The following is a 24,065-nucleotide window of genomic DNA, read 5'->3' on the forward strand; positions in this document are numbered from 1 at the left end:
TTCACCGGCATCCTGCCTGGAACGTGGATCACAGCCGACCGGGCGATCACCCGTCCTCGCAGGTCGGCACACCCGACACGGGAACCGCACTAACCCGTCCGTGTGAAAGCGGTCGATCCGGTCCTCGGAAGACGTCCCCCGACCCGTCACATCTTGGCGATCCGCTCGTTCTTCCGCACGACGGACCACGCGGCACGAGGAAGAGGACCAAGGATGCGCGACGAGCCCACGATCATCCGCGAACCGGCGACGTTCGAGCTCATCACCCCGGACTCGGCGCCGGTCCCGGTGCGGGTCGAGCTCTCGTACTCCAGCCGGGACCCGTACGCGGTCCAGGCGTCGTTCCGGACCGGCCAGGGCAGCCCGGTCGACTGGGTGTTCGCCCGGGACCTGCTGGCGGACGGCCTGCTCGGCCCGGCCGGCACCGGCGACGTCCGGGTGCAGCCGGTGGCCCACGAGCCCACCCGGATCGAGGTCGAGCTGGCCTCTCCGTCCGGCCACGCGGTGTTCACCACGTGCGCCACGACGCTCGCCGCGTTCCTCGACCGCACCTTCGAGCTGGTGCCGCCGGCGACGGAGTACTCCTGGCTCGACTTCGACGCCGCCCTGGACCAGCTCCTCGCCCCCAACGCCGGCGAGGGCGCCCGCGACTGACCCCGACCGCGCCGGGCCGCAGCACTCCCTGCGGCCCGTTCGTGCAGCTCAGCGGGTCGGCGCGGGGAAACAGGGGGGTGGGTGTGGAGCCCCCGGGATCCCTGCGCTAATGTTCTTCACGTCGGAGCGAGCAGCCCCGACAGCACCGGGAAACCGAGTGCATGCGGACGTAGCGCAGTTGGTAGCGCATCACCTTGCCAAGGTGAGGGTCGCGGGTTCGAGTCCCGTCGTCCGCTCGGAGGAAACCACGTGTTCACTGCCTGGGCCTCCAGGTCCGATCCCCGTGAAGCCATCCGGGGGATCTCGGGCGGAGTGGCCGAGTGGCTTAGGCAAGGGCCTGCAAAGCCCTGTACGCGGGTTCGATTCCCGCCTCCGCCTCGGGCGATTAGCTCAGTGGGAGAGCGCTTCCTTGACACGGAAGAGGTCACTGGTTCAATCCCAGTATCGCCCACCACCCGACAAGGCCCCCTGGAGACAGGGGGCCTTCGGCGTTCTCAGGCGGAGGTGTCGTAGGGCGCCGTGAGCACCTCCATGCCGTGCCCCGCGGGGTCGAGGAAGTAGACGCCCCGGCCGCTGTGGTTGTGGTTGATCCCCGGCCGGGTCATGTGCGGGTCGGCGAAGTGCTCGAGGCCGGCGGCGCGGATCCGGTCCAGGATCGCGTCGAAGTCCTCCTCGGGCACCAGGAACGCCAGGTGCTGGAGCGGGATGTCGTGGTCGACGCTGACGTAGTCCAGCGTCACCCCGTTGCTCAGCCGCAGGGGGACGAACGGTCCCCAGGGCGCGCCGACCTCGAGGCCGAGCAGGCCGGCGAGGAACTCGGCGGAGGCCCGGTTGTCGCGGGCGAGGACGATCGTGTGGTCGAGCGAGACAGTGGGCACGGCTCTCCTTCGTGGGGGTGCAGACGGCACGGCTCCGCCGCGCCCCGTGGCACGGCGGGAACGGACGTGGGGGCGCCGGCGCACGGGTGCGGGCACGGCGGCGCGCCGGCCGGGACCGGCGGGTGGGCAGGCGTCACGGCGGCGCGGGATCACACCACGGCGCGTACCGGAAGGGCGAGGGTCAGGCGGTCCCTGCGGAGCGAGTGCTCACGTCGATCAGTCCCCTCGGTGCTCGGGTGCCGCCGTGCGGCACCGGCCCAGCTCACCGGAATCCGCGCCGATGGTCAAGAGCGGCCCGGGACGCGTGGCTCAGGGCGCGGCGGGGGCTCCCGGCTCGGCGAGCGCGCCGGCCTCGGCCATCCAGCCGTCGAGGTCGTGCTGGTCGAACTCCCGCCACGGCTCGACGGCCGGCAGCCCGCGGCACAGTTCGAATGCCTCGGCAACCCGCCGGCCCCGGATGACCGGCGTGTGGCAGCCGGCCACCACCGCGACGCCCAGGTCCTGCACCGCCCCCACGCACCCGTCCCACTTGCCCTGGTCGAGGTAGCGGTGCCAGGGCGCCACGAGGCGGCCGCCGAGGAGCTGGCCGTCGCGGAAGTCGCCGTCGCCGAGCTCGTCGGCCTCCAGCATCGGGTGCGGGGTGTTCGTCGCGAACGTGTCGACGGACCAGTACACCTGCGTCACGGGGTCGTACGCGCCCCGGGTCGTCGGGTTGTCGAAGACCGGCGGCCGCACCGAGACCAGCACCCGGTCCCCGATGTCCACCGGCTCCCGGTCGTTGACGAATCGGCAGCGGTTCATCGGGGTCGTCCACTCCTCGGCCATCCGGCCGATCGCGAACCAGGTGGTGAGCAGGGTCGCGTTCGGGCAGGCGGCGAGGAGGGCGAGCAGGTTCCCGGCGTGGTCGCGGTCGTCGTGCGACAGGAAGATCCACCGGACGTCCGTCGGCTCGACGACCGTGAAGATCGCGTCGAGCCACTCGTCGCGCACCGCGGGCGCGCCGGTGTCGACGACGGTCGGCTCCCGCCCGCGGATGACGAGGGAGTTGACCGGGAAGTGGCCGACCGGCGGGGCGTCGATCCCCCAGCTGATCAGGAACGTCTCGTCGGCGATCGGGTACGGGCGGACGTCGTGCACGACGGGTGCGGCCATGACGGGCTCCTGGGGGTGTGGTCGAGCAGCCGTGCACCGTCCCGTACCCGCCGCCCGGGGGCATCACCTGAATCGGATGACAGCGCCCCCGGGCCCGCCTACCGTGCCGTGCACCGAGGGGAGGAGGCCGACGATGGGGCGGACGCACGGCTACGCGGTCACCGTGCGGTGGACGGGCGACGAGGGGTCCGGGACCTCGGACTACCGGTCGTACTCGCGCGCCCACGACGTCGTCGCCGAGGGCAAGCCCGCGCTGGCCGGGAGCGCCGACCCGGCCTTCCGCGGCGACCCGGCGCGCTGGAACCCGGAGGAGCTGCTCGTGGCCGCGCTGGCGCAGTGCCACATGCTGAGCTACCTGGCGCTGTGCGCGCGGCACGGCGTGGTGGTCACCGGCTACACGGACGCCGCCGAGGGGACGATGGAGGAGTCGCCGACGCACGGCGGGCACTTCACCGAGGTCGTGCTGCGGCCGCGGGTGCGGGTCGCCGAGGAGTCGATGCGGCACAAGGCCGGGGCCCTGCACCACGAGGCGTCCGAGACCTGCTTCATCGCCAACTCGGTCGACTTCCCGGTGCACCACTCCCCCGTCGTCGAGGTCGGTTGAAGCCAACGTCGACCTCATCGCCGCCGAGGCGGGCGTGGCCAAGCGGACCGTCTACAACATCTACGGCGGCAAGGAGGCGTTGTTCCGCGCCGTCGTGGAGCAGGCGATCACCATCGCCGAGGCTTCTCCCGGGAACTGGCGACGGGGCTCGCGGACGGCGGCCTCGAGGGCGTCGCGGTGCGTCTCGCCGGCGCGGTGCTGGGGCCGCGGGTGCTCCCCCTGCGCCGGCTGCTGATCGGGGAGTCGCGCCGGTTCCCCGACCTCGCCCGGGAGTACTACGACCGCGCGCCCGGGCTCGTGATGCGGACGCTCGCCTCCTGCCTGCGGGAGCAGCCGGACCTCACCGTCGACGACCCGGACCGGGCCGCCGAGCACTTCGCCTTCCTGGTCCTGGGCGCCCCGCTCGACCGGGCCCTGTTCGACGCGACCGCCGAGCCCGCCGACGTCGAGACCACCGCCCTGGCGGGGGTCGCCGCGTTCCGCCGCGCCTACGCGGCGGGCACGGAGCGTGTCGAGGCGGGCCGGACGATCTCGGGCACCTCGTCCTAGCGGGTCATTGCAGGGCGAGCGTGCGCAGCACCTGGCGAGCGGCGTCGCCGCCGGCCTCGACGGCCGCCCGCAGCGCGCGCGGCACGTCGAGATCGGCGAGCAGCGCCGCGCGGACCTCCGCGACGGCCGCGGGCGAGTCCCCCCGCCGGCCCGCCGCCACGTACAGCTGCTCGAGCAGCGTGGCGGCCTCGTCGAGTGCCCCCGGACGGTAGTCCCACGGCCGGGACCACGTGCGGTCCAGGAGCATCAGCCGCACGGCCGACCCGGGGGCCTCGCGCAGCAGGTCCGCGACCAGCACCAGGTTGCCGGCCGACTTGGCCATCTTGGCGCCGTCGACACCGACCGTCCCCGCCCGCAGCTCGCGGCGGGCGAAGGGGGCGCTGCCGGTCGCGGCCGAGGCCATCGCGACCTGGTAGGCGTGGTGCGGGAAGGCCAGGTCCGCCCCGCCGGCCAGGACGTCGACGACCCCGCCGAGGGTGGCCAGCGCCATCGCCGCGCACTCGGCGTGCCAGCCCGGGCGGCCCGGGCCCCACGGGCTGGGCCACGCCGGGTCGCCCTCCCCCGACGGCCGCCACACCGGGACGTCGAACGGGTCGTCCCGGCGCGGGTCGGCCGGGTCGTCGCCGTTCTCGGCCAGCAGCGCGAGGGCCTCCTCGCGGTCGCGGCCCGCGGCGACGGCGGCGCCGCGGAAGTACACGAACCCGTCCCGCTCGTAGGCCGCCCCGGCCGCGAGCAGCGCGATCGCCAGCCGCACCACGTGCGACACGTGGTGGCGCGCGTGCGGCGAGTGCGCCGGTGGGCGGACGTGCAGGGCCGCCATGTCCCGCTCGACGTAGTACTCCTGGGTCAGCCCGAACTCGTCGAACGCCCGGCCACGCTCGGCCGCGACCCGGGTGAGGACGTCGTCGACGTCCGTGACGTTGCGGGTCACCACCGTCTCGACGCCGGTCATGCGGATCACCCGCGCGGCGGTGTCCGCCCAGACGAAGGTCGCGGCGTGCCCGAGGTGCGTGACGTCGTACGGGGTGATCCCGCAGACGTAGAGCCGCGCCGGCACGGTCAGCGGCAGCGGCGCCCCGCCGAGGCGCAGCACCTCGCGCGGGTCGGTGACGGCGCCGGGGCGCACGTGCTCCTCCGGGGACAGGTCGATCGGCGAGCCCATGCCGTCATCGTCCCAGGCCCCGCCGCCGGACGGTCGGGGGTCAGTCGTCGAGCGGCCCCACGACCCGGGCCACGGTCGCCGCGAGCCGCAGCGACCCGACGGCCGTGGGGTGGAAGGCGAACGGGTCGGCGAGACCCTGCAGATCCGGACCCAGCCCGTCCGCGGCGGTGCTGCACAGCAGGGTCAGGCCGGGGTCGGCCACCGCGAAGCCGTACTTCTCGGCGCCGGCGCGCAGCACGGCGTTGAGCTGGTCGTTGCGGTCCGTCAGCAGGTCGATCTTGTCCTGGGTGAGCCCGGCCGCGAACGACGGGCCGCGGGCGTCCGGGCAGGCCGGGTCGGTCTCCCGGGGGAAGGCGTCGTAGGAGGTCAGCACGACGACCCGCGGCGAGCTCGGCAGCTGCGCGAGGTCCTGCAGCAGGGCGGCGTAGTCGCGGTCGAACGCGGCCATCCGGTAGTCGAACTCGCCGCGGGTCAGGTTGTCGTCGCAGGTCTCGACGCCGTAGCAGTACGTGATCAGATCGGACCAGCCGACGTCGTTGGGCCCGATCGCGACCACCACGAACTCCAGGTCCTGCATCTGCTTGAGCAGCGCGACCTGGGCCGGCACCTGGACGTTCCCGCGCTGCTGCGGGCCGCGCAGGCCCTGCGCGACCGTCGCGCTCGGGCAGGCGAGATTGCGGACCCGGCCGGGGACCATGGTGCCCAGCTCGGCCGCGAGGGAGTCGGCGCTGCGCTCGCACGCCACGTCGTCGCCCTCGGGCTCGGCGACCGGCGGCCCGCCGACCCGCGCGGCCCGGGAGTCGCCGATCACCGCGCCCGCGTAGCCGAAGACGGGCGGGCCGACCGGGGCCGGCGTGACCCGTGCGCTGCCGACCAGATCGGACAGCGAGCTCACCTGCGCCAGGCCGCGCATCGTGCCGGTGTACGCGAGCGCGCCGCACCCGCCCCAGGCCACCACCGACACGGTGACGGCGAGCAGCGCCATCCGGCCGATCGTGCCGGAGCAGCGGTGCCAGACGTCGGCGACCGTGACGTGCTCGCTGGACTTCTCCCGCCGGAGGATCCCGAGCACCCGCGCGCAGCCGACCAGCGCGGCCGCGGCCAGGGCCGTGCCGACCACCCCGAGCGTGCCGAGCAGGTACCAGTTCACGAACCCGGTCCGCAGCTGGTCGACGGCCTTGGCGGTCGCCTCCGCGGTGGTGTCCGGGTCGAGCACCTTGGCGGCGGCGTCGTTGCGCTGCACCGGGCCCATCTCGAGCTGGGGGCGCAGCGGCCCGACGACCTGCAGCCGTGGGATGTCGAGCTCGGTGTTGCCGACCTGGACGAGCCGGGCCGGGCCCTCGACCGAGAGGTCGGGGGTGCGGGCGCCGACCGAGATGTGCTGGCCGAGGATCGTCAGGTCCTGGTCCGGGGTCAGGGCGATGGTCAGCGGGATCCCGGCGAGCAGGCACAGCCCGATCATCAGGATCGTCGGCCAGGAGCGGGCCTCGCGGAGCAGTGCGCGGACGCGGCCGCCGCCCGGGCCCGCCGGGCGCGTGCGCGTCCGTGCGGTGGTGACCACCATCGGCGGGCTCCCCCTCGTCCGGCGTCCGTGTACCGATCCAGATCATGCGGGGGCGGACCCGCGGGTGCCCATACTGCGATCAGGCGACCTCCGGTGGGGAGACGCACGCGGACGGGGGCTTGACGGGCCTTGCGCGGTCCGACGCACCGCCCGGCGATCCGTCGCCCCGCGCGTATCGCGCCCCGGCCTCCACTGCTCAGACGCAGCACACACGGCGGCGGTGAGGAGACGGCGATGGGTACGGCGATGAGCACGGGGATGGGCACCGGGCGCGGGTACCTGCTCGACAACCGTGAGGTGGGGGCGGAGGAGCGCTTCGTGGCGCTGTCGGCGCTGTTCGACGCGACGACCTTCCGGCACGTCGATTCCCTGGGGATCGCGCGGGGCGCCCGGGTGTGGGAGGTGGGGGCCGGCGGCCCGTCGGTGCCGCGGGGGCTCGCCGCGCGGGTCGGGCCGGACGGGCTGGTGGTGGCCACCGACATCGCGCCCGAGGCGCTCACCGCCGCGGAGGCACCGGGGCTGCGCGTGCTGCGGCACGACGTGACCACGGACGACCCGCCCGGGACCTTCGACCTCGTGCACGCCCGGCTCGTCCTCACCCACCTGCCGCGCCGGCACGAGGCCCTGCGGCGCATGGCCGCCGCCCTGCGGCCGGGCGGGATCCTGCTGGTCGAGGACTTCGACATCGACCTGCAACCCGCACCGTGCCTGGGCGACCCCGACGACGTCGCGCAGGACCGGGCGCGGCGCGTCCGCGAGGCGTTCCTGCTCCTGCTCGACGCCCGCGGGGTGGCCCGCCGCTTCGGCCGGGCGCTCCCGGAGGAGCTCCGCTCCCTCGGGCTGCACGGCGTCGACGCCGAGGCCGTGCTCTCGTTGCCCTCCTGGGCGGGCGCGGTTCTCGAGGCCGCCAACACCACGCAGCTGCGGGCACCGCTCGCGCGCACCGGACTGGTCTCCGAGGCCGAGATCGACGCGCATCTCGACGCGCTGGCCGGCGGCGACCTGCCGATCGCCGTCCCGCCGCTCGTCTCGGCGTGGGGACGGCGCTGACCCGGCCCCGGAGCGACGCCGGCGCTCGGGGCGCGCCGGCGTTCGGGGCGGCGCGGCACCGGACGCGCGACGGTACGGTCGGGCGATGCTCGCGCGGGCGTGGGGGATGGGCCGGTCCCTGGCGATGTACCACGGCGTTCCCGGCCGGCACCGGAAGATGGTGCGGTTCTACTCGCAGTTCCTCGCGCCCGGCGAGCTCGCGTTCGACGTCGGTGCGCACGTCGGCAGCCGGGTGCGGGCGTGGCGGCGGCTCGGCGCCCGGGTCGTCGCGGTCGAGCCCCAGCCGGACTGCGTGCGGGTGCTGCGGCTGTTCTTCGGCCGGGACGCCGACGTCACGATCCTGCCGGGCGCGGTCGGGGCCCGGGCGGGCCGGGCGCGGATCGGCGTCTCCACCCGCACGCCGACGGTCTCGTCGATGTCCCCGGAGTGGATCGACACCGTCTCCGCCGACCGCGGGTTCTCCTGGGTGCGGTGGGACCAGGAGGTCGAGGTCGACGTCGTGACCCTCGAGGACCTCCTGGCCACCCACGGCCGCCCGGCCTTCTGCAAGATCGACGTCGAGGGTTTCGAGGTCGAGGTGCTCACGGGGCTGCGCACGCCGCTGCGCGCGCTGTCCTTCGAGTACCTGCCTCCGGCCCACGACGCCGCGCTGGCCGCGCTCGAACTCGTCGCCCGCCTGGGTCCGTACACCTACAACTACTCCCCCGTCGAGACCCTGCGGTTCGCGAGCGAGCGCTGGCTCCCGGCCGACGAGCTGGTCGGGCTGCTGGAGCGGGTCCGCCCGCTCGGACGCTCCGGCGACGTCTACGCGCGGCTGGATCAGGCGGTCAGGTCGTAGACCGTCTGACCACCGACCGTGGTGGCGGTGAGGGCCAGCTCGAGCAGGGAGTTCGTGGTGGAGCCGCCGATGTACGGGCGGCTGTCGGCCGGCCACAGCTCGACGAGCACGAATGAACCAGCCCGCCGACACCACCGTCGCCGTGAGCGCGCCGAGCAGCTGCACGATCCGGGTGCGCAGCCGCGGGCGCCGGCGACCAGGTACACCAGGCCCAGCGCCGGCACGACCAGCAGCGCCTGACCCATCTTCGTGAGGAACGCGAACCCGATGGCCGACCCGGCGGCCACCAGCCACCAGGTCGACGCCTTCACCGACGCCGCGTCGACCGCCCGCGTGACCGCCCACGCGGCCGTGACCGGACCGGCCCGACGCTCCGTCGACCGACGCCGCGGGCAGGCTCCCCCGCACCGCCTCGCGGAGCGTCTCGTCCGACGCCGGGTGGGCGGGGCAGGCCGGGCAGCGGACGGCGACGAGCCCGGTGCGATCCACGGGAATCTCCTGCAAACGACAACCGTTACCATCAGCGACGTAGGAGGACATCCCGAGGAGGACACCGTGCGACCGAACATCCACCCCACGTACGAGCCCGTCGTGTACCAGGACCGGTCCACTGGCGACGCGTTCCTCACCCGCTCGACCGCCACCTCCCGGGAGACGATCGAGTGGACGGACGGGCGGACGTACCCGCTCGTCCGCGTCGACATGAGCTCCTACTCGCACCCGTTCTGGACGGGCGCGACGCGGGTCCTCGACTCGGCGGGCCAGGTCGAGAAGTTCAACCGGCGCTACGGCCGCCGGCGCTGAACCTCGGGCGAACGGCGCCCTCGCTCACCAGATGTGAGCGAGGGCGCCGTTCACCGTTCTCGGGCGTCGTCAACGGCGGACGCCGAAGTCCTCCGCGGGGACGGGCAGGACCTGGCGGGGCAGGACGTGGGCGGGGTGGCCGTGCCGCTCCTCGCGCGGCCGCCACTCACGCGGGTAGCCCAGCGAGGCCTCCACGAAGCGGACGCCGTCCTCGTAGATCACCCGCGGGATGTGCAGGTGCCCGTAGACCACCGCCTGCGCGCGGTAGCGGACGTGCCAGTCGGCGGTCGCGGTGGTGCCGCACCACAGCGCGAACTCCGGGTAGCGCAGGACCTCGGTGGGCAACCGGGTGAGCGGCCAGTGGTTGACCAGGATCGTCGGCAGGCCCGGGTCGAGGGCGTCGAGCCGGCGGCGGGTCTGCTCGACCCGTGTGGCGCACCACGCCTCCCGCGAGGGGTGCGGCTCGGGGTGGAGCAGGTGCTCGTCGGTGCAGACGACGCCGGCGTTGTAGGCCGCGGCGAGCCCCTCCGCGCTGGTGGTCGTGCCGGCGGGCAGGAACGAGTAGTCGTAGAGCAGGAACAGCGGGGCGACGACGACCGGGCCGCCCTCGCCCTCCCACACCGGGAACGGGTCCTCGGGCGTGAGCACCCCGAGCGCGCGGCACCGCTCCACCAGGTACCGGTAGCGGTGCTCCCCGCGCAGGTCGACGGGGTCCTTCGTGCGCGTCCACAGCTCGTGGTTGCCGGGCACCCAGATCACCCGCGCGAACCGGGCGGCCAGGTCCGCCAGGGTCGCGACGGTGTCGTCGACCCGCTCCGCGACGTCGCCGGCGACGATCAGCCAGTCCCCCGGGTCCGCGGTCAGCGCGTCGACGACCGCCCGGTTCTCGGGATAGCGCACGTGCAGGTCGCTGACGGCGAGGAGGCGGGACACCCCACAGATCTAGCAGAAGCGCCCGCGGAGCGTTCGGCGCGGACGCCGGCGCACCGCCGGGCCCGTGGCGCGGACCTCCGCGCTGAGGATCCCCTGAGCCGCGCCCCTGGGCAGCACAGGTTACCGGCGGTAAGTTCGGGAGGGAGACGGCGAGGAGGTCGGCATGGCGGGTTCGCGGGGCGTGCGCCGGGTGGCGCGATGGGGACTCCGGCACGGCGTGATGCGGCGCATGGTCCGCCGACAGGTGCGGGCCGGCGAGCTGGGTGCGCGGCTGATGACCGATCCCGAGGTCGTCGCGAACCCGTACCCCTTCTACGAGGAGCTGCGCTCGCGCGGGCGGCTCGTCGACACCGGCATGTTCCACGCCACCGTCGACCACGAGGCCTGCACGCAGGTGCTGCGCAGCACGGACTTCGGCGTCGGCGGGCGCATGCCCGAGAACCTGCCCGGGGTGGTGCGGGCAGCCCTCGCCATCGGGGGTTCCTGGGCCCTCGGCCCGGCCCAGCCGCCGTCCATGCTCGCCTCGGACCCGCCGGACCACACCCGCTACCGCAAGCTCGTGACCAGGGCGTTCAGTGCGAAGAAGGTCGCCGCGCTGCGCTCGCGCACCGAGGAGATCGCCACCGAGCTGCTCGACGCGATGGCGGCGAAGGGCGATCGGGCCGACCTGGTCAAGGACTACGCCGCGCTGCTGCCCGCGACCGTGATCGCCGAGATGCTGGGTGCACCGGTGTCGATGCGGGAGCAGTTCCTGGAGTGGGGCGAGGGCGCCGCGCTGTCGCTCGACGCCGGGCTCTCCTACGCGGACTTCCGCCGCTCGGAGCGCGACATCGACGCCCTGCACGCCTGGATGCTGGACCACTTCGAGCGGATCCGCCGCGAGCCCGGCGAGGACATCCTCTCCGCGCTGGTCACCGCGCACGACGAGGGCGGCACGCTCACCGAGGACGAGCTGTCCAGCATCGCCATGCTGCTCCTGGCGGCGGGGTTCGAGACCACCGTGAACCTCGTCGGCAGCGGGGCGGCGCTCCTGCTCGACCACCCCGACCAGCTGACGCTCCTGCACGCCGAGCCGGAACGGTGGCCGGTGGCGATCGACGAGATGCTGCGCTTCGAGTCCCCGGTGCAGCGGACCGGCCGGGTGGCCGAGCGGGACACCGAGGTCGCGGGAGTCCCGGTGAAGCGCGGCACGTTCGTGATCACGCACCTGGGCGGGGCGAACCGGGACCCGGCGATCTTCCCCGACCCGCACCGCTTCGACGTCACGCGCGAGGAGTCGCACAGGCACCTCGCCTTCTCGCAGGGCATCCACTTCTGCCTCGGCGCCTCGCTGGCGCGCATGGAGGGCGAGGTGGCGCTGCGGGCGCTGGTGGACCGCTTCCCGGACATGCGCGGCGCCGGCGCCCCGGTCCGCCGGCGCACGAAACTGCTGCGCGGCTACGAGAGCGTGCCGGTGGAGCTGCACCGGGCGAGCGTGCCGGCGTGAACGAGGCGGCGGGCGGACCCTCGGCACGGCGCCTGGCCGACGCGCAGTACGTGCTGCTCACGACCTTCCGCAAGGACGGCACCCCCGTCCCGACACCGGTCTGGGCGGCCGGGCTGGACGACGGGCGGCTCGGCGTCTGGACCGTGACGGACTCCGGCAAGGTCAAGCGCATCCGCCGGTCCGGGGCCGTCGAGGTCGCCGAGTGCGACCGCCGCGGCCGGCCCCTCGGCCCCGCCGTGCCGGCCACCGCCGAGCTGCTCGACGCCGAGGGCACCCGCCGGGTCCGCCGCGCCGTCGCCCGCAAGTACGGGCTGGTCGGCCGGATCGCCGTCGGCTCCAGCCGGCTCTTCCGCGGCGACCGCGGATCCACCGGACTGGCGGTCGCGGTCGGCGGGTCGCCGCCGCCGCCGACGCGATGAAGCGCTTCGAGCTGGACGAGAGCGACCTCGACCTGCACGCCGAGGACGTGCGGCCGCGCTGAGGGACCTGACCTGCCGGATCCGGAGGGCCCGCTCGTCCTGGTCCGCCCACCCTGAAGGCACGGCACCGGCTCGGCGAGGACCGCAACCGGAGGTTCACCGAGTACACCGTCGCCGTCCTCTGCCCCGGCCGCCACCATCTCGCGCTTCTCACCTGTGAGCTGAACGCCGTCACCGGGAAGCGGTCGAAGTACGCACCTTCGAGTACCACTACGACCACATCTCGGCGCTGCACACCCGGAGTGGGTCCGGAGCGGAGCTGCGTCTGGGCGCCCTGCAGGGCTTCTCGACGCTGCCGTTCACGCCGAGCTTCCTCGAGTTGGAGATCGCCGCGACGGGCGGTGCGAGCGTGGTGATCCCGACGGAGGTCCGCACACCCGCAGCCCCCTCCTCACCCGCCCGTCGACGATCGAGCGGGTACTGCCCGCGCTGCGTCGGCTGCTCCGCCGGGAGCAGCGTGGCGACGCGACCGGCTGACGGGGCGCGAATGCACTGGTCGTTCGGCGTGTCCGCCGACCTCGGGTCACCCCTTCGGGTACGAACGGTCGTGACGGGCGAGCCGGGAGAGGCGGTTGAGACGTCCATGGGCGTGGCACCGGTGAGACGCGGCGGACGAGCCCTCCTGACCCGCCCCGCCCGTCCCGATCCGCGCACCGCGGAGGGGATGTTCCGTGGCAGAGCGGCCGACCGGGTGCCGGCGTTGCTCGGGGCGCTGGCGCTCGGCCTGATCGCGCCGTTGGGCACGCAGGTGGCGGCGCCCGCGCCCGAGCCCGCACCGGTCGTCGTCACCCCGCCGACGCCGACGGCCCGCCCGGTGGTGCTCACCGACCTGCCAGTCGCGGGTCCGGAGGACCGCCGGGTCGCGCTCACCTTCGACGACGGCCCGGACCCGCAGTGGACCCCGCAGATCCTCGACGTGTTGGTGAAGCACGGTGCGAGGGCGACCTTCTGCATGGTGGGGTCGCAGATGGAGCGCCACCCCGAGGTGGTCGCGAAGGTCGTGAACGCCGGGATGCGGATCTGCTCCCACTCGCACAGCCACGACGAGCGGCTCCCCGCCCGGGACGCCGCCACCGTCACCGCCGAGCTGACGGACGTGGCCACCCGTGTGCCGGGCACCCCGGTCACCTACTTCCGCGCCCCGGGCGGGAACTGGGACCAGCAGATCCTCGACACCGCCGTGGCGCACGGGATGCAGCCGCTGGGCTGGGCGATCGACCCGCGGGACTGGAAACGCCCCGCCGCGGACGAGATCGTGGCGAACGTCGAGAAGCACCTGCACCCCGGCGCGGTGATCCTGCTGCACGACGGGGGCGGAAGTCGCGTCCGAACGGTGGAGGCCTTGGACCGTCTGCTTCCGTGGCTTCGGTCCCGGGGTTATGTGACCGACTTCCCCTAAGGTCCGCACCATGCCCACTCCGCATCGGCGCGAGCCCGCCGACAAGCCGGTCTTCGCCAACCCGGTCTTCGGCGCCGAGCCGATCACGGTGCCCCGTTACGAGCTGTCGGCCGACGGGCTCGATCCCGGGGTGGCGTACCAGATCGTGCACGACGAGCTGATGCTCGACGGCAACGCGCGGCTGAACCTCGCCACGTTCGTCACGACGTGGGAGGAGCCGCACGCCCGGCGGCTGATGTCCGAGTCGTTCGACAAGAACATGATCGACAAGGACGAGTACCCGCGGACCGCCGACATCGAGCAGCGGTGCGTGCGGATGCTCGCGGACCTGTGGAACGCCCCGGATCCGGCCCGGGCCGTCGGCTGCTCGACCACGGGGTCCAGCGAGGCCTGCATGCTCGGCGGGCTGGCGCTCAAGCGGCGGTGGCAGGCGCGCCGCGGGTCGGAGGGCAAGGACACCGCCCGCCCCAACATCGTCATGGGGATCAACGTCCAGATCTGCTGGGAGAAGTTCGCCAACTACTTCGAGGTCGAGCCGCGGCTGGTCCCGATGGAGGGCGACCGGCTGCACCTGGGCGCGGCCGAGGCCGTGGCGCTCTGCGACGAGAACACGATCGGCGTCGTCGTGGTGCTGGGCTCGACCTTCGACGGCAGCTACGAGCCGGTCGAGGAGGTCTGCTCCGCGCTCGACGACCTGCAGTCCCGCACCGGCCTCGACGTTCCGGTACACGTCGACGGAGCGTCCGGCGCGATGATCGCCCCGTTCTGCGACCCCGACCTGCCTTGGGACTTCCGGCTGCCTCGGGTGGCCTCGATCAACACCTCGGGGCACAAGTACGGCCTGGTCTACCCGGGCGTCGGGTGGGCGCTCTGGCGCGACGAGGACGCCCTGCCGGAGGACCTCGTGTTCCGGGTCAACTACCTCGGCGGCGACATGCCGACCTTCGCGCTGAACTTCTCCCGGCCCGGCGGCCAGGTGATCGCGCAGTACTACCAGTTCCTGCGGCTGGGGCGGGTCGGCTTCGGCCGGGTGCAGCAGACCTGCCGGGACGTCGCGACCACACTGTCGTCCGCGATCGCCGAGCTGGGCCCGTTCCGGCTGCTCACCGACGGGTCGCAGCTGCCGGTGTTCGCCTTCACCGTCGCCGAGGGACAGCCCTTCTCGGCCTTCGACGTGTCGGCGGCGCTGCGCGAACGCGGCTGGCTCGTGCCCGCCTACACCTTCCCGGCCAAGCGCGAGGACATCGCGGCGCTGCGGATCGTGGTGCGCAACGGCTTCAGCCACGACCTCGCCGGCCTGCTGCTCGACGACCTGCGCCGCTCCCTCGAGCAGCTCCGCCGGCAGAGCACGCCGCAGCGCGGGCCGGAGTCCGCCGGCTTCGCGCACGGCACCGAGAAGCCCCCGGTCCGGTAGCGCGACCCGCTACTCGGCGGCGAGGGCGACGCCGAACCCGACGAGCGCGGCGCCGGTCACGGCGTCGATCGACCGCCGCACCCGCCGGCGGCCCAGCCACGCCCGCACCCGGTGCACCACGAACACCAGGGCGAGGAGCCACACCGCGCCCAGGACGCCGACGGTGTAGGCGAGCAGCAGCGCGTCGGCCGTGGTCGTGACGCCCGGGACCAGGAACTGCGGCAGCACCGACAGGTACATGACCAGCACCTTCGGGTTGGTCACGTTGGAGAGGAAGCCCTCCCGGAAGCGGCGGAAGCCCTGCCCGCGCCGCTTCTCGACGAGCTCGGTGAACGCCGCGTAGTCCCCGCGCCAGGCACCGCGCAACGCCTGCACGGCGAGGAACAGCAGGTACGCGACGCCCGCCCAGCGCAGCGTCTCGAACAGCGGCCGCGAGCTCGCGACGAGCACGCCGAGCCCGAAGGCCGCCGCGCTGCCCTGCAGCAGGTTGCCCGCGAGGATCCCCGCACAGGCGAGCAGCCCGCCGCGGCGGCCGCCGGCCAGGGCGTTGCGGAGCAGGACGAGCGTGTCCGGCCCCGGCGCGAGCACGAGCAGGACGGCGATGCCCAGGTAGGCGCCGTAGGAAGCCCAGGTCACCAGGTGACCCTAACCCCCGCCGTCATCGCGGACCGCGGCGCAGGATCTCCACCGCCGCCGTGGCCTGCTCCTGCAGGTTCGCCAGCCGCGACCGGGCGGTCTCCGCGTCCTCCGCGGCGTCCCCCATGTGCCCGGCGGCGTAACGGGTGTAGACGCCCGCGCCGATGCACGCCGAGCGCCAGCGGGCGAAGGCCTCGAAGTAGTCCGCCTGCCCGGCGATCCGCTCGCCGCGCCCCGATCGCTCGGCGTAGCGGGCGAGGATCTCCTCGCGCTCCGGCCAGCCCTCGAGCGTCGTCGGGCCGGAGGTGATCTCCCGGACGGTGTCGCCCGGACGCCCCCACGACGCCAGCAGGTAACCGAGGTCGGCAAGCGGCTCGCCGAGCGTCGCCAGCTCCCAGTCGAAGATCGCGCCGATGCGCCCGTCCGGGCCGAAGGACAGGTTCCCGGGCCGGTAGTCGCCGTGCGCGATGGTCAGCTCCTCGTCCGCCGGGCGCCGCTCCACCAGCAGCCGGTGCCCCTCGTCGACGACCGACAGGTCCTCGACCGCCGAGTCGTGCGCCTGCCGGTGCCAGCGGCGCAGCTGGCGCTCCAGGTAGCTGCCGGGCCGGCGCAGCTCCCCCAGCCCGACGGCGTCGGGGTCGACCGCGTGCAGCTCGGCGAGCACGTCGGCGCAGGCCAGGCCCGCGGCGTGGCGGATCTCCACCGGCATGGCCTGCCCGGCCTCGACGTCGCCGGGGACCATGCCGTCGACGAACCCCATGACGTAGAAGTCGGCCCCGATCACCGCGTGGTCGGAGCAGAAGGCGACGGCCCGCGGGACGGGGACGGGGGTGTCGGCGAGCGCGGCGATGAACTGCCACTCGCGGCCCATGTCGTGGGCGGTGGCGAGGACCCCGCCGGTGGGCGGGCGGCGCAGGGCCCACGGGGTGCCGGCGGCGTCGACGATCCGGTAGGTCAGGTTCGAGTGCCCGCCGGAGATCCGCGTGACGTCGACGGGCTCCGCTCCGGTCGCGATCTCGGGGACCTCGGCCCGCAGCCACTCGGTGAGCGCCGCGGCGGGGACGGGGTCGGTGGCGATCTGCGTCGATCCGCTCATGCCGTCACCTTGCCCCGTGAGCGGCGATCGACGCCATTGCGACGATCGCCACTCCCGCCCCTACAGGGGCAGGACCAGCGCCGCCAGCAGGCGGTCCGGCTCGGCGGCCGGGTCCGCGGTGAGCCCGCTGTGCACGGGGCCGGGCCGCACGACCGTGCTGCGCGGGGCCGTCAGCCGGCGGAACCGGCGGCCGAGGTCCTCGCCCGCACCGGGGCCCGACGCGGCCAGCGCCCCCTCGGTCCGGCGATCGGCCCGCGGCGGGGTGGGCACGGCGCAGACGGCGGCGGCGACCTCGAGGGCGTCCGCGATCGCGTCGGCGTCGGCGTGCGGGTCGAGCGCCCGCAGCCGGTCCCGGTCCAGGTGCACCCGCCCGCCGAGGAAGTCCTTCGCCCGGCAGTAGACGAGCACCCCGGCGTTCATCGTCTCCCCGCGCTCGGGCCGCGGCACGACCTGCAGCACCGCGTACTCGTAGACCTCGAGGCCGTGTGCCGTGCTCATTCCTGTGCTCCCCGCCCCACCTTCGGCAGTCGGGCGGCCAGCCACGCCGGCGGCCGACCGCTGCGGGTGATCGGGCGCGGACGCCCGGTCGCCGCCGCCTCCCGGACGGCCGGCAGCCAGGCCTCCCGGGCCGCGACCCGCGCGGTGAGGATGTCGGCGTAGGCGGCCCGCACCTCGTCGGGTCCGTCGAAGCCGGACTCGCCGGCGAGCCACTCGTCCGGCACCGCGGCGGCCGCGCGCTGCACGGCATCCGCGGTGACCTCCGGCGCGAGCGCCGCGTCGGCGGCGTCGAGGTCCGGGAAGGAGCCGAGCAGGACGTGGTCGCCCGCGTCGAACGGGCGGGCGGCGACCGCGGCCGGGTCCTCCAGCGTCCGCGCCCAGCCGTGGTGGAAGGTCAGCGTGGCGCCGTGGTCGATCAGGTACGGGGCGCGGTGCCAGAGCAGCATGTTGGCGTTGCGCCAGGACCGGTCGACGTTGCCGACCAGCGCGTCGAACCACAGCACGCGCCCGGCGAACTCCGGACCGGGGTCGAAGGCCAGCGGGTCGAAGTCCAGCGCGCCGGGCAGGTAGTCCAGGCCCAGGTTCAGCCCGGCGGAGCGGTGCAGCAGGTCCTGCACCTCCTGGTCCGGCTCGGCGAGCCCCAGCTCGGGATCGAGGTCGACCGTGACCAGCTCGGGCACCGGCAGGCCCAGCGCGCGGGCCAGCTCTCCGACGACGATCTCGGCGACCAGGACCTTCCGGCCCTGCCCCGCGCCGTGGAACTTCACGACGTAGGTACCGAGGTCGTCGGCCTCCATCAGACCGGGCAGCGACCCGCCCTCACGCAACGGCGTGACGTAGCGGGTCGCCGTGACGTGGCGCAGCACGGGTCCCTCCTCGCTCCGCCGACGATGATCCCCCGCCGTGCGAGCGGTTTCCGCGCCGGTCCCCGGTCGGTGCTTCAGGTCGGTGCTTCGGGTCAGGCGGGGACGGGGGTCACGTCGCGGGCGGTTCCGGTCAGGGCACGGGTCATGACAGGCGACCTCCGATTGATGAACGTTCTACTATCTCGTCCGACCGTAGCCGGGCGATCCGTCCCGTCGGGGTGATCATGTCCGGTGTCACAGTGTGTGATCGACGTGAAGCGCAGCGCGATCTCCGCGTCCGGGAACGACGAGGGCCCCGCGGCCGCCCGTCCCGCCGCGGTCGCGTGGCGGCGGGACGGGGACGGGCGCGGGACCCTGGAGCGGGAGAGGTCGTGAGGTTCGGGGGCGCCCGGCCCGGCACCGGTCAGTGCTGCTCGCGGTGCACGGCGTCGAGGTGCGCGTGCGGGTCGGCGTAGTCCGCGTAGTCGACGGACCGGTCCGCGTGCGGGGCCGACGCGACGTGCCGGGCGGCGGGCTGCACCGAGGAGTTCGCGTAGGCGGTCGGCACCCGGCGGGGTGCCGGGGCGTCGGCCACGGCACTGTGCGGAGCGGCGGGACCGTCGTCCCACAGGGAGAAGGGACGCGCGGCCGACACCCGGACCGGCTGCGAGGGCTGCTCGGCCGGCACCTCCGCCTCCCACCGGCGGGCGGGCGCGGGCGCGGCGTACCGGGGCTGCCCGTCCCACCGCTGGGCCGGGGCCGGGCGGGCGGCGAAGGTGGCCGGCGCGGGGGCGACCGGGACGCCGGCGGGGTCGGAGCTCACGTCGACGGGCGCGGGCACGTCCTCGGCGCGCTTCCGTTCGAACAGCAGGTGGTCGAGGCTGTAGCGGCCGGGGCCGAACGCGGCGATGGCCAGCACGAGCGCCGCGATCAGGGCGACGAGCTCCCAGCCGTTGTTCTTGACGAACACGCCGTGCGGGGCGTGCACGAAGTAGACGGCGCCGAGCATCACGAACGCCATCGCGCCGGAGGCCCAGGGCACGAAGATCCCGACCGCCAGCAGGATCGACCCGACCAGCTCGACGACCAGGGTGAACGCGGTGGCCACGATGGCCAGTGGGATCCCGAAGTTGGCGAACTGGTCGGTCGCGGTCCCGAAGCCCTTCACGCCGAAGGTGTCCCAGACGTGGGCCAGCATGATGAAGGCGACCGTCAAGCGGGCGAGCAGGATGAGCACGTGCTTCGCGGGCTCGGGGAGCGAACGGGTCAACATCGGGACCTCTCCTGACTCGGGGTCGTCGGCAAACCGCGCTGGGTGACGAAGCTAGACCGGAGTGCGGCGCCGGGTAGGCCGAACAGCGGTCTCTGCGGTGGTCCGTCATCCGCACGCGATGAACAGCAGGCGTGAACCACTCATCCGGGTAACGAAACCCGCGGCGCCTGGTTACGGACCGTTCGTCTCCACGACTCCCCCGCTTGTCGGGGCCGCTCGGCCACCCACAGGGGTGCCGAGGCGCGACGAGCACGGAGCCTTCGACGACCGATGAGATACTTTTGGTATCCAGATACTCTTGACATCCGGGTACCCACGGTGTTCCCCTTGTCCATGGCCGTCCGGCTGACCCGCGCGGAGCAGGTCGAACGCAACCGCGAACTCGTCCTCGACGCCGCGCGGCGGGTGTTCCTGGACCAGGGCTACGTCGGCGCCCGCCTGGAGGCGATCGCCGAGGAGGCGGGCTTCTCCAAGGGGGTCGTGTACTCCCAGTTCGCCGGGAAGGCCGACCTGTTCCTCGCGCTGCTCGAGCGGCGCATCGCCGAGCGCGCGGAGCTCAACGCCCGGGTGGCGGCCGAGCACGCCGGGATCGAGGGCCTGCGCGCGTTGCTGGTCGCCAACACACGGCGTGAGGCCGAGGACGGGTGGGCGCGGCTGCTCATCGAGTTCCGGGTGGCCGCGGCCCGGGCCCCGGAGGTCAACGCCCGCTACGCGGCGCTGCACACCCGCACGCTGGAGCGGTTCTCCGAGGCGATCGCCGCGATCCTCGCACGCGGCGGGCTCGTGCCCGTCCACCCGGCGCCCGTGCTGGCCGGGCTCGTCATGACGCTCGCCTCGGGCCGGGTGCTGGAGATCGCCGCCGGCACCACGCCCGTCGACGTCGAGGTCGTCGTCGACCTGCTGTCCCGGCTCGTCGAGCCGGCCTGACCCACCGTCCCACCAGGGAGCCACCGAGGAGCCGCCGAGGAGGCGCGCATGTCCCCGACCACCGCCGCGACGCCGTCCACCGCCTTCGCCGCCTACCGGGAGCGGCTGCAGGCCGAGCTGGTGCCGACGCTGCCCGGGCAGCTCTCCCGGGTGTCGTGGGGCCGCGACCGCATCGTGGGCCACCAGCGCGAGCGCCTGGCGGCGTTGCTCGCCCACGCCGCCGAACGCTCGCCCTTCCACGCGCGCCGGCTCGCGGGCGTCGACCCCGACGCCGTCGATCCGCGCGACCTGTCCGCGCTGCCGGTCATGACCAAGGCCGAGATGATGGCGGCGCTCGACGACGTCTTCACCGACCGGCGGCTCGGCACCCGGCTCGTCGAGAGCGCCCTGGCCGCCGGTACCGCCGAACCGCAACCGATCCTCGGCGAGTACGTCGCCTTCACCTCGGGCGGCAGCTCGGGTCGGCGTGGGGTGTACGTGTTCGACCCGCCCGCGCTCCGGCAGTTCCTCGGCTCGCTCTGCCGCGGGCTCGTCGCCCGGATCGAGGCGATGGGCGGGCCGCCGCCCGGCGGCCTGCCGATCGCGATGGTCTCCGCCCGCTCCGCGGTGCACCCGACCGGCGGCGCCGCGCAGTTCGCAGGTGGTGCACTGCCGTTCCACTTCGTGCCCGTGCCGGCCACGCTGCCGGTGCCGGAGATCGTCGAGCGGCTCAACGCCGTGCAGGCCCCGCTGCTCTACGGCTACGCGAGCATGATCGAGCGGCTGGCCGCCGAGCAGCGGGCCGGCCGGTTGCGGATCCGTCCACTGACGGTCACCTGCACGAGCGAGACGCTGACGCCGGAGATGCGCGCCGCCGTCCGGGACGGCTTCGGCGTGCCCGTGATCGACACGTTCGGCTCCACCGAGGGCCTGGTCGGGGCGAGCCCGCCGGACGGCGAGGCGATCGTCTTCGCCGAGGACGGCTGCATCGTGGAGCTGGTCGACGAGCACCACCGGCCGGTGCCGCCCGGCACACCGTCCGCGAAGGTCCTGGTCACCAATCTGGAGAACCGCGTCCAGCCGCTGATCCGCTACGAGCTCACGGACGTGCTCACCGCGCAGCCCGGCGACGGCCACCTGCGCGCCACGGTGAGCGGCCGCAGCGACGAGAGCTTCCGCTGGGAGGGCGTGACCGTCCATCCCTTCGTCGTGCGGTCGGTGCTCGTCGGGGTGCCGCAGATCGCGGAGTACCAGGTGCGGCAGACCGGTGCGGGGGTCGCCGTGACCGCCGTCGCCGCCGCCGGCGCCGGGACCGTCGACACGGACGGCGTGGCCGCCGAGGTCGCAGCGGCCCTCGCCCGCGCCGGACTGCGCCGCCCCGACGTCACCGTGCGACTCGCCCCCGCCCTGGACCGCGACCCGGCCACGGGCAAGCTGCGCCGCTTCGTCCCGCTGCCGGGACGGTGACGGCACACGGGGCGCGAAGAGGGGCGCGAAGAGGGGCGCGAAGAGGGGCACGGACGGGAGGCGCGGCTGCGGCCAGGCCCGGTGTCAGGCCGGGAGCACCTCGCGCCACTGCGCGGTCGCCTTGCGGCCCGGGGCGATCCACGCGAGCCCGGCCAGGTCGCCGACGTGCCCGACCCCCTCGAAGGCGGCCGCGACGCCGAGCGCCGAGAGGCCGATCCCGAGCGCGGACGGGTTCGGGCTCGGCATGCCGTTCGGCTTCACGAAGGTGATCTTCACGGTCCTGCCGCCGATCCGGGCCTTGAAGCCGCCGCCGAACCAGTACCAGGGGTAGGTGACGTCGGAGACCTCGGCGAGCGGGACGTCGAAGGCCGTCTCCTCGCCGTCGGTGAAGGCGATCCGGGGCGGGCCGGGCGGTGTCGCGGCGGTCACGAGGTAGCCGGGGCGGTTGCGCAGGCCGCCGATGATCCAGGCGGGGCTGGCGAGGACGGCGGAACCGGTGTTGCCGGCGGCGGGGGCGGGCTGCTCGCTCACGGGGACGCTCCTTCTCGGGGTGCTGTCGTCGTCGGACCACAGGACACCGCGTGCGGCCCCGCGCCGGACAGCACGCCCCCACCACTGTCGCCTTCGTGGTAGCCACACCGTCGATCTCCGGTCCGCGGAGCGTGTCAGCCAGGCCGGACGCGGGCATGATGTCCGCCGTGGACATCCCCCGAGACATCACCGCGACCCCGGAGTGGGCGGCCCTGACCGAGCACCACGCGGCCGTCGAGCCGACGCACCTCCGCGAGCTGTTCGACGCCGACCCCGGCCGGGCGGAGGCGATGACCGTCCAGGGCGCCGACCTCGTCCTCGACTACTCCAAGCACCGGATCACCGCCGAGACGCTGCCGAAGCTGGTGGCCCTGGCGGAGGCGGCCGGGCTGCCGGACCGGATCACCGCGATGTTCTCCGGCGAGCACATCAACACCAGCGAGGACCGGGCGGTGCTGCACACCGCGCTGCGGCTGCCGGTGGACGCCTCGCTGACCGTCGACGGTCAGGACGTCGTCGCGGACGTCCACGCCGTGCTGCGTCGGATGGGCGAGTTCAGCACGAAGGTCCGGGACGGCGAGTGGACCGGCGCGACCGGCGAGCCCATCCGGACCGTGGTCAACATCGGCATCGGCGGCTCGGACCTCGGCCCGGTCATGGCGTACGAGGCGCTCAAGGACTACTCGGACCGCGGGATCGAGTGCCGGTTCGTGTCCAACATCGACCCGACCGACCTCGCCGAGACCACCCGCGACCTGGACCCGGCGACCACGCTGTTCATCGTCTCGTCCAAGACCTTCACCACGCTCGAGACGCTGACCAACGCGCGCAACGCCCGGACCTGGCTGGTCGACGGCCTGGGTGACGAGAAGGCCGTCGCGAAGCACTTCGTGGCCGTGTCGACCAACGCGGAGAAGGTCCGCGAGTTCGGCATCGACGAGGCGAACATGTTCGGCTTCTGGGACTGGGTCGGCGGGCGCTACTCGGTCGACTCCGCGATCGGGCTCTCGCTCATGGTCGCGATCGGCCAGGAGGGCTTCTCCGAGTTCCTCGCCGGCATGCACGCCATCGACGAGCACTTCCGCACCGCCCCGCTGAACGCGAACCTGCCGGTGATCGCCGGGCTGCTCAACGTCTGGTACTCGAACTTCTTCGGCGCCCAGACCCACGCGGTGCTGCCGTACTCGCAGTACCTGCACCGGCTGCCGGCCTACCTGCAGCAGCTCACCATGGAGAGCAACGGCAAGTCGGTGCGCGGCGACGGCAGCCCGGTCACCACCCTCACCGGCGAGATCTTCTGGGGCGAGCCGGGCACGAACGGCCAGCACGCCTTCTACCAGCTGCTCCACCAGGGCACCCGGCTGGTGCCGGCGGACTTCATCGGCTTCGCCGAGCCCAACCACGACCTGCCCGGCGAGGGCGGTGCCGACATGCACGACCTGTTCATGTCCAACCTGTTCGCGCAGACGGCCGCGCTCGCCTTCGGCAAGACGAAGGAGGAGATCGAGGCCGAGGGTACGCCCGCGGACGTGGTGCCGCACAAGGTCATGCCCGGCAACCGGCCGACCTCGACGATCCTCGCTCCGAAGCTCACCCCGTCGACGCTGGGTCAGCTCATCGCCTTCTACGAGCACCAGACGTTCGTGGAGGGCACGATCTGGGGCATCGACAGCTTCGACCAGTGGGGCGTGGAGCTGGGCAAGGTGATGGCCAAGCAGTTCGGCCCCGCGCTCTACGGCGAGGACCCCGACTTCTCCGCGCTCGACGCCTCCACCGCCGCCCTCATCCGCCGGTATCGCGCTCTCCGGGGCCGCGGCTGAGCCCACCCTGAGGATCCCGCGGATCGG

27 protein-coding genes and 3 tRNA genes are annotated in these 24,065 nt (G+C 74.0%); 18 read left to right on the top strand and 12 right to left on the bottom strand.

Annotation, left to right across the window (positions count from 1 at the left end; genetic code table 11):
- Positions 1-213 precede the first annotated feature (213 nt).
- From ABD990_RS07805 to ABD990_RS07820, 4 genes are all read left to right on the top strand, one after another.
- Positions 214-654, top strand: a complete 441-nt coding sequence (locus ABD990_RS07805) for an SsgA family sporulation/cell division regulator (RefSeq protein ID WP_345379366.1) — start codon at positions 214-216, stop codon at positions 652-654.
- Positions 655-817: 163 nt separating this feature from the next.
- Positions 818-890, top strand: a tRNA-Gly gene (locus ABD990_RS07810).
- 70 nt (positions 891-960) lie between these two features.
- Positions 961-1,032 (top strand) — tRNA-Cys (locus tag ABD990_RS07815).
- 1 nt (position 1,033) lies between these two features.
- A tRNA-Val gene (locus ABD990_RS07820) sits at positions 1,034-1,108 on the top strand.
- A gap of 40 nt (positions 1,109-1,148) precedes the next feature.
- On the opposite strand, the gene ABD990_RS07825 is transcribed toward ABD990_RS07820, so the two are convergent.
- Both ABD990_RS07825 and ABD990_RS07830 read right to left on the bottom strand, forming a co-directional pair.
- Positions 1,149-1,532: a VOC family protein gene (locus ABD990_RS07825; protein WP_345379367.1), complete on the bottom strand. Its 384-nt coding sequence runs from the start codon at positions 1,530-1,532 to the stop codon at positions 1,149-1,151.
- 309 nt (positions 1,533-1,841) lie between these two features.
- Positions 1,842-2,684 carry an oxygen-binding di-iron domain-containing protein gene (locus tag ABD990_RS07830; RefSeq protein WP_345379369.1) on the bottom strand — a complete coding sequence of 281 codons (843 nt, stop codon included), beginning with the start codon at positions 2,682-2,684 and terminating at the stop codon, positions 1,842-1,844.
- Positions 2,685-2,817: 133 nt separating this feature from the next.
- Here ABD990_RS07830 and ABD990_RS07835 point away from each other — a divergent pair, with 133 nt between their 5' ends.
- The 3 genes from ABD990_RS07835 to ABD990_RS07845 are packed head-to-tail and all read left to right on the top strand — an operon-like array spanning position 2,818 to position 3,837.
- Positions 2,818-3,288, top strand: coding sequence for an OsmC family protein (locus ABD990_RS07835; protein ID WP_345379371.1), 471 nt, complete (start codon positions 2,818-2,820; stop codon positions 3,286-3,288).
- A 16-nt stretch (positions 3,289-3,304) separates the two neighbouring features.
- Complete coding sequence (locus tag ABD990_RS07840; RefSeq protein ID WP_345379548.1) at positions 3,305-3,523, top strand: TetR/AcrR family transcriptional regulator; 219 nt, start codon at positions 3,305-3,307, stop codon at positions 3,521-3,523.
- Positions 3,424-3,837: a TetR/AcrR family transcriptional regulator C-terminal domain-containing protein gene (locus ABD990_RS07845; protein ID WP_345379549.1), complete on the top strand. Its 414-nt coding sequence runs from the start codon at positions 3,424-3,426 to the stop codon at positions 3,835-3,837. Before ABD990_RS07840 ends, ABD990_RS07845 begins: the two co-directional genes overlap by 100 nt.
- 4 nt (positions 3,838-3,841) lie before the next feature.
- On the opposite strand, the gene ABD990_RS07850 is transcribed toward ABD990_RS07845, so the two are convergent.
- The gene (locus ABD990_RS07850; RefSeq protein WP_345379373.1) at positions 3,842-4,999 is read right to left on the bottom strand and encodes a cysteine--tRNA ligase; all 1,158 of its coding nucleotides are present in this window, start codon (positions 4,997-4,999) and stop codon (positions 3,842-3,844) included.
- Between the two features lie 40 nt (positions 5,000-5,039).
- Positions 5,040-6,563 carry a GDSL-type esterase/lipase family protein gene (locus tag ABD990_RS07855; protein WP_345379374.1) on the bottom strand — a complete coding sequence of 508 codons (1,524 nt, stop codon included), beginning with the start codon at positions 6,561-6,563 and terminating at the stop codon, positions 5,040-5,042.
- A gap of 234 nt (positions 6,564-6,797) precedes the next feature.
- Between ABD990_RS07855 and ABD990_RS07860 the strand changes: the two genes are divergently transcribed.
- Both ABD990_RS07860 and ABD990_RS07865 read left to right on the top strand, forming a co-directional pair.
- The gene (locus tag ABD990_RS07860; protein ID WP_345379376.1) at positions 6,798-7,613 is read left to right on the top strand and encodes a class I SAM-dependent methyltransferase; all 816 of its coding nucleotides are present in this window, start codon (positions 6,798-6,800) and stop codon (positions 7,611-7,613) included.
- Positions 7,614-7,698: 85 nt separating this feature from the next.
- Positions 7,699-8,451 carry an FkbM family methyltransferase gene (locus tag ABD990_RS07865; RefSeq protein ID WP_345379377.1) on the top strand — a complete coding sequence of 251 codons (753 nt, stop codon included), beginning with the start codon at positions 7,699-7,701 and terminating at the stop codon, positions 8,449-8,451.
- Here the strand turns inward: ABD990_RS07865 and ABD990_RS34325 are convergent.
- Entirely contained in the window at positions 8,433-9,020 is a 588-nt protein-coding gene (locus ABD990_RS34325) for a glycosyltransferase family 39 protein (protein ID WP_425569530.1), read from the bottom strand. The genes ABD990_RS07865 and ABD990_RS34325 overlap by 19 nt on opposite strands.
- Between ABD990_RS34325 and ABD990_RS07875 the strand changes: the two genes are divergently transcribed.
- The gene (locus tag ABD990_RS07875) at positions 9,007-9,255 is read left to right on the top strand and encodes a type B 50S ribosomal protein L31 (RefSeq protein WP_345379380.1); all 249 of its coding nucleotides are present in this window, start codon (positions 9,007-9,009) and stop codon (positions 9,253-9,255) included. The two genes, ABD990_RS34325 and ABD990_RS07875, sit on opposite strands and share 14 nt — an antisense overlap.
- Before the next feature lie 69 nt (positions 9,256-9,324).
- Here the strand turns inward: ABD990_RS07875 and ABD990_RS07880 are convergent, their stop codons facing one another.
- Complete coding sequence (locus ABD990_RS07880; protein ID WP_425569553.1) at positions 9,325-10,197, bottom strand: metallophosphoesterase family protein; 873 nt, start codon at positions 10,195-10,197, stop codon at positions 9,325-9,327.
- A 154-nt stretch (positions 10,198-10,351) separates the two neighbouring features.
- Here ABD990_RS07880 and ABD990_RS07885 point away from each other — a divergent pair, with 154 nt between their 5' ends.
- The 4 genes from ABD990_RS07885 to gad all read left to right on the top strand — a co-directional run bounded on the left by ABD990_RS07885 (position 10,352) and on the right by gad (position 14,966).
- Positions 10,352-11,674, top strand: a complete 1,323-nt coding sequence (locus ABD990_RS07885) for a cytochrome P450 (protein WP_345379383.1) — start codon at positions 10,352-10,354, stop codon at positions 11,672-11,674.
- On the top strand, positions 11,671-12,093 hold the full coding sequence (locus ABD990_RS07890; RefSeq protein ID WP_345379385.1) for a PPOX class F420-dependent oxidoreductase: 423 nt from the start codon (positions 11,671-11,673) through the stop codon (positions 12,091-12,093). Before ABD990_RS07885 ends, ABD990_RS07890 begins: the two co-directional genes overlap by 4 nt.
- 724 nt (positions 12,094-12,817) lie before the next feature.
- Complete coding sequence (locus ABD990_RS07895; protein WP_345379386.1) at positions 12,818-13,552, top strand: polysaccharide deacetylase family protein; 735 nt, start codon at positions 12,818-12,820, stop codon at positions 13,550-13,552.
- Positions 13,553-13,562: 10 nt separating this feature from the next.
- Positions 13,563-14,966: a glutamate decarboxylase gene (gad, locus tag ABD990_RS07900; RefSeq protein ID WP_345379387.1), complete on the top strand. Its 1,404-nt coding sequence runs from the start codon at positions 13,563-13,565 to the stop codon at positions 14,964-14,966.
- A gap of 9 nt (positions 14,967-14,975) precedes the next feature.
- On the opposite strand, the gene ABD990_RS07905 is transcribed toward gad, so the two are convergent.
- The 4 genes from ABD990_RS07905 to ABD990_RS07920 are packed head-to-tail and all read right to left on the bottom strand — an operon-like array spanning position 14,976 to position 18,062.
- Positions 14,976-15,602 (bottom strand): LysE family translocator, encoded by a 627-nt coding sequence (locus ABD990_RS07905; RefSeq protein ID WP_345379389.1) that lies wholly within the window; start codon positions 15,600-15,602, stop codon positions 14,976-14,978.
- 22 nt (positions 15,603-15,624) lie between these two features.
- The gene (locus tag ABD990_RS07910) at positions 15,625-16,698 is read right to left on the bottom strand and encodes a phosphotransferase family protein (RefSeq protein ID WP_345379391.1); all 1,074 of its coding nucleotides are present in this window, start codon (positions 16,696-16,698) and stop codon (positions 15,625-15,627) included.
- Positions 16,699-16,758: 60 nt separating this feature from the next.
- On the bottom strand, positions 16,759-17,196 hold the full coding sequence (locus ABD990_RS07915) for a DUF3037 domain-containing protein (RefSeq protein ID WP_345379393.1): 438 nt from the start codon (positions 17,194-17,196) through the stop codon (positions 16,759-16,761).
- The gene (locus ABD990_RS07920; protein WP_345379394.1) at positions 17,193-18,062 is read right to left on the bottom strand and encodes a HipA family kinase; all 870 of its coding nucleotides are present in this window, start codon (positions 18,060-18,062) and stop codon (positions 17,193-17,195) included. The genes ABD990_RS07915 and ABD990_RS07920 overlap by 4 nt, the downstream gene beginning before the upstream one ends.
- Positions 18,063-18,305: 243 nt before the next feature.
- On the opposite strand from ABD990_RS07920, the gene ABD990_RS07925 reads away from it, so the two are divergent.
- On the top strand, positions 18,306-18,437 hold the full coding sequence (locus tag ABD990_RS07925) for a hypothetical protein (protein WP_345379395.1): 132 nt from the start codon (positions 18,306-18,308) through the stop codon (positions 18,435-18,437).
- Between the two features lie 28 nt (positions 18,438-18,465).
- On the opposite strand, the gene ABD990_RS07930 is transcribed toward ABD990_RS07925, so the two are convergent.
- Positions 18,466-19,314, bottom strand: coding sequence for a DoxX family protein (locus tag ABD990_RS07930; RefSeq protein WP_345379396.1), 849 nt, complete (start codon positions 19,312-19,314; stop codon positions 18,466-18,468).
- Positions 19,315-19,647: 333 nt separating this feature from the next.
- On the opposite strand from ABD990_RS07930, the gene ABD990_RS07935 reads away from it, so the two are divergent.
- Positions 19,648-20,241, top strand: coding sequence for a TetR/AcrR family transcriptional regulator (locus ABD990_RS07935; protein ID WP_345379550.1), 594 nt, complete (start codon positions 19,648-19,650; stop codon positions 20,239-20,241).
- 48 nt (positions 20,242-20,289) lie between these two features.
- Positions 20,290-21,687 carry a phenylacetate--CoA ligase family protein gene (locus tag ABD990_RS07940; RefSeq protein ID WP_345379397.1) on the top strand — a complete coding sequence of 466 codons (1,398 nt, stop codon included), beginning with the start codon at positions 20,290-20,292 and terminating at the stop codon, positions 21,685-21,687.
- Positions 21,688-21,771: 84 nt separating this feature from the next.
- Here ABD990_RS07940 and ABD990_RS07945 read toward each other — a convergent pair whose 3' ends face one another.
- Positions 21,772-22,218: a hypothetical protein gene (locus ABD990_RS07945; protein ID WP_345379399.1), complete on the bottom strand. Its 447-nt coding sequence runs from the start codon at positions 22,216-22,218 to the stop codon at positions 21,772-21,774.
- A gap of 158 nt (positions 22,219-22,376) precedes the next feature.
- Between ABD990_RS07945 and pgi the strand changes: the two genes are divergently transcribed.
- A complete protein-coding gene (gene pgi / locus ABD990_RS07950; protein WP_345379552.1) occupies positions 22,377-24,038 on the top strand; it encodes a glucose-6-phosphate isomerase in 1,662 nt (553 codons plus the stop codon).
- Positions 24,039-24,065: the final 27 nt, after the last annotated feature.

Source organism: Pseudonocardia yuanmonensis (assembly GCF_039542425.1).
In the GTDB taxonomy this organism is placed as follows: Bacteria; Actinomycetota; Actinomycetes; order Mycobacteriales; family Pseudonocardiaceae; genus Pseudonocardia; species Pseudonocardia yuanmonensis.

Excerpts from the sequence above, each read along its gene's own strand:
- ABD990_RS07805 (WP_345379366.1), top strand. The coding sequence starts at position 214 with ATGCGCGACGAGCCCACGATCATCCGCGAACCGGCGACGTTCGAGCTC.
- ABD990_RS07830 (WP_345379369.1), bottom strand. The coding sequence starts at position 2,684 with ATGGCCGCACCCGTCGTGCACGACGTCCGCCCGTACCCGATCGCCGAC.
- ABD990_RS07835 (WP_345379371.1), top strand. The coding sequence starts at position 2,818 with ATGGGGCGGACGCACGGCTACGCGGTCACCGTGCGGTGGACGGGCGAC.
- ABD990_RS07850 (WP_345379373.1), bottom strand. The coding sequence starts at position 4,999 with ATGGGCTCGCCGATCGACCTGTCCCCGGAGGAGCACGTGCGCCCCGGC.
- ABD990_RS07855 (WP_345379374.1), bottom strand. The coding sequence starts at position 6,563 with ATGGTGGTCACCACCGCACGGACGCGCACGCGCCCGGCGGGCCCGGGC.
- ABD990_RS07860 (WP_345379376.1), top strand. The coding sequence starts at position 6,798 with ATGGGTACGGCGATGAGCACGGGGATGGGCACCGGGCGCGGGTACCTG.
- ABD990_RS07865 (WP_345379377.1), top strand. The coding sequence starts at position 7,699 with ATGCTCGCGCGGGCGTGGGGGATGGGCCGGTCCCTGGCGATGTACCAC.
- ABD990_RS34325 (WP_425569530.1), bottom strand. The coding sequence starts at position 9,020 with ATGTTCGGTCGCACGGTGTCCTCCTCGGGATGTCCTCCTACGTCGCTG.
- ABD990_RS07885 (WP_345379383.1), top strand. The coding sequence starts at position 10,352 with ATGGCGGGTTCGCGGGGCGTGCGCCGGGTGGCGCGATGGGGACTCCGG.
- ABD990_RS07895 (WP_345379386.1), top strand. The coding sequence starts at position 12,818 with ATGTTCCGTGGCAGAGCGGCCGACCGGGTGCCGGCGTTGCTCGGGGCG.
- gad (WP_345379387.1), top strand. The coding sequence starts at position 13,563 with ATGCCCACTCCGCATCGGCGCGAGCCCGCCGACAAGCCGGTCTTCGCC.
- ABD990_RS07910 (WP_345379391.1), bottom strand. The coding sequence starts at position 16,698 with ATGAGCGGATCGACGCAGATCGCCACCGACCCCGTCCCCGCCGCGGCG.
- ABD990_RS07915 (WP_345379393.1), bottom strand. The coding sequence starts at position 17,196 with ATGAGCACGGCACACGGCCTCGAGGTCTACGAGTACGCGGTGCTGCAG.
- ABD990_RS07930 (WP_345379396.1), bottom strand. The coding sequence starts at position 19,314 with ATGTTGACCCGTTCGCTCCCCGAGCCCGCGAAGCACGTGCTCATCCTG.
- ABD990_RS07935 (WP_345379550.1), top strand. The coding sequence starts at position 19,648 with ATGGCCGTCCGGCTGACCCGCGCGGAGCAGGTCGAACGCAACCGCGAA.
- ABD990_RS07940 (WP_345379397.1), top strand. The coding sequence starts at position 20,290 with ATGTCCCCGACCACCGCCGCGACGCCGTCCACCGCCTTCGCCGCCTAC.
- pgi (WP_345379552.1), top strand. The coding sequence starts at position 22,377 with ATGTCCGCCGTGGACATCCCCCGAGACATCACCGCGACCCCGGAGTGG.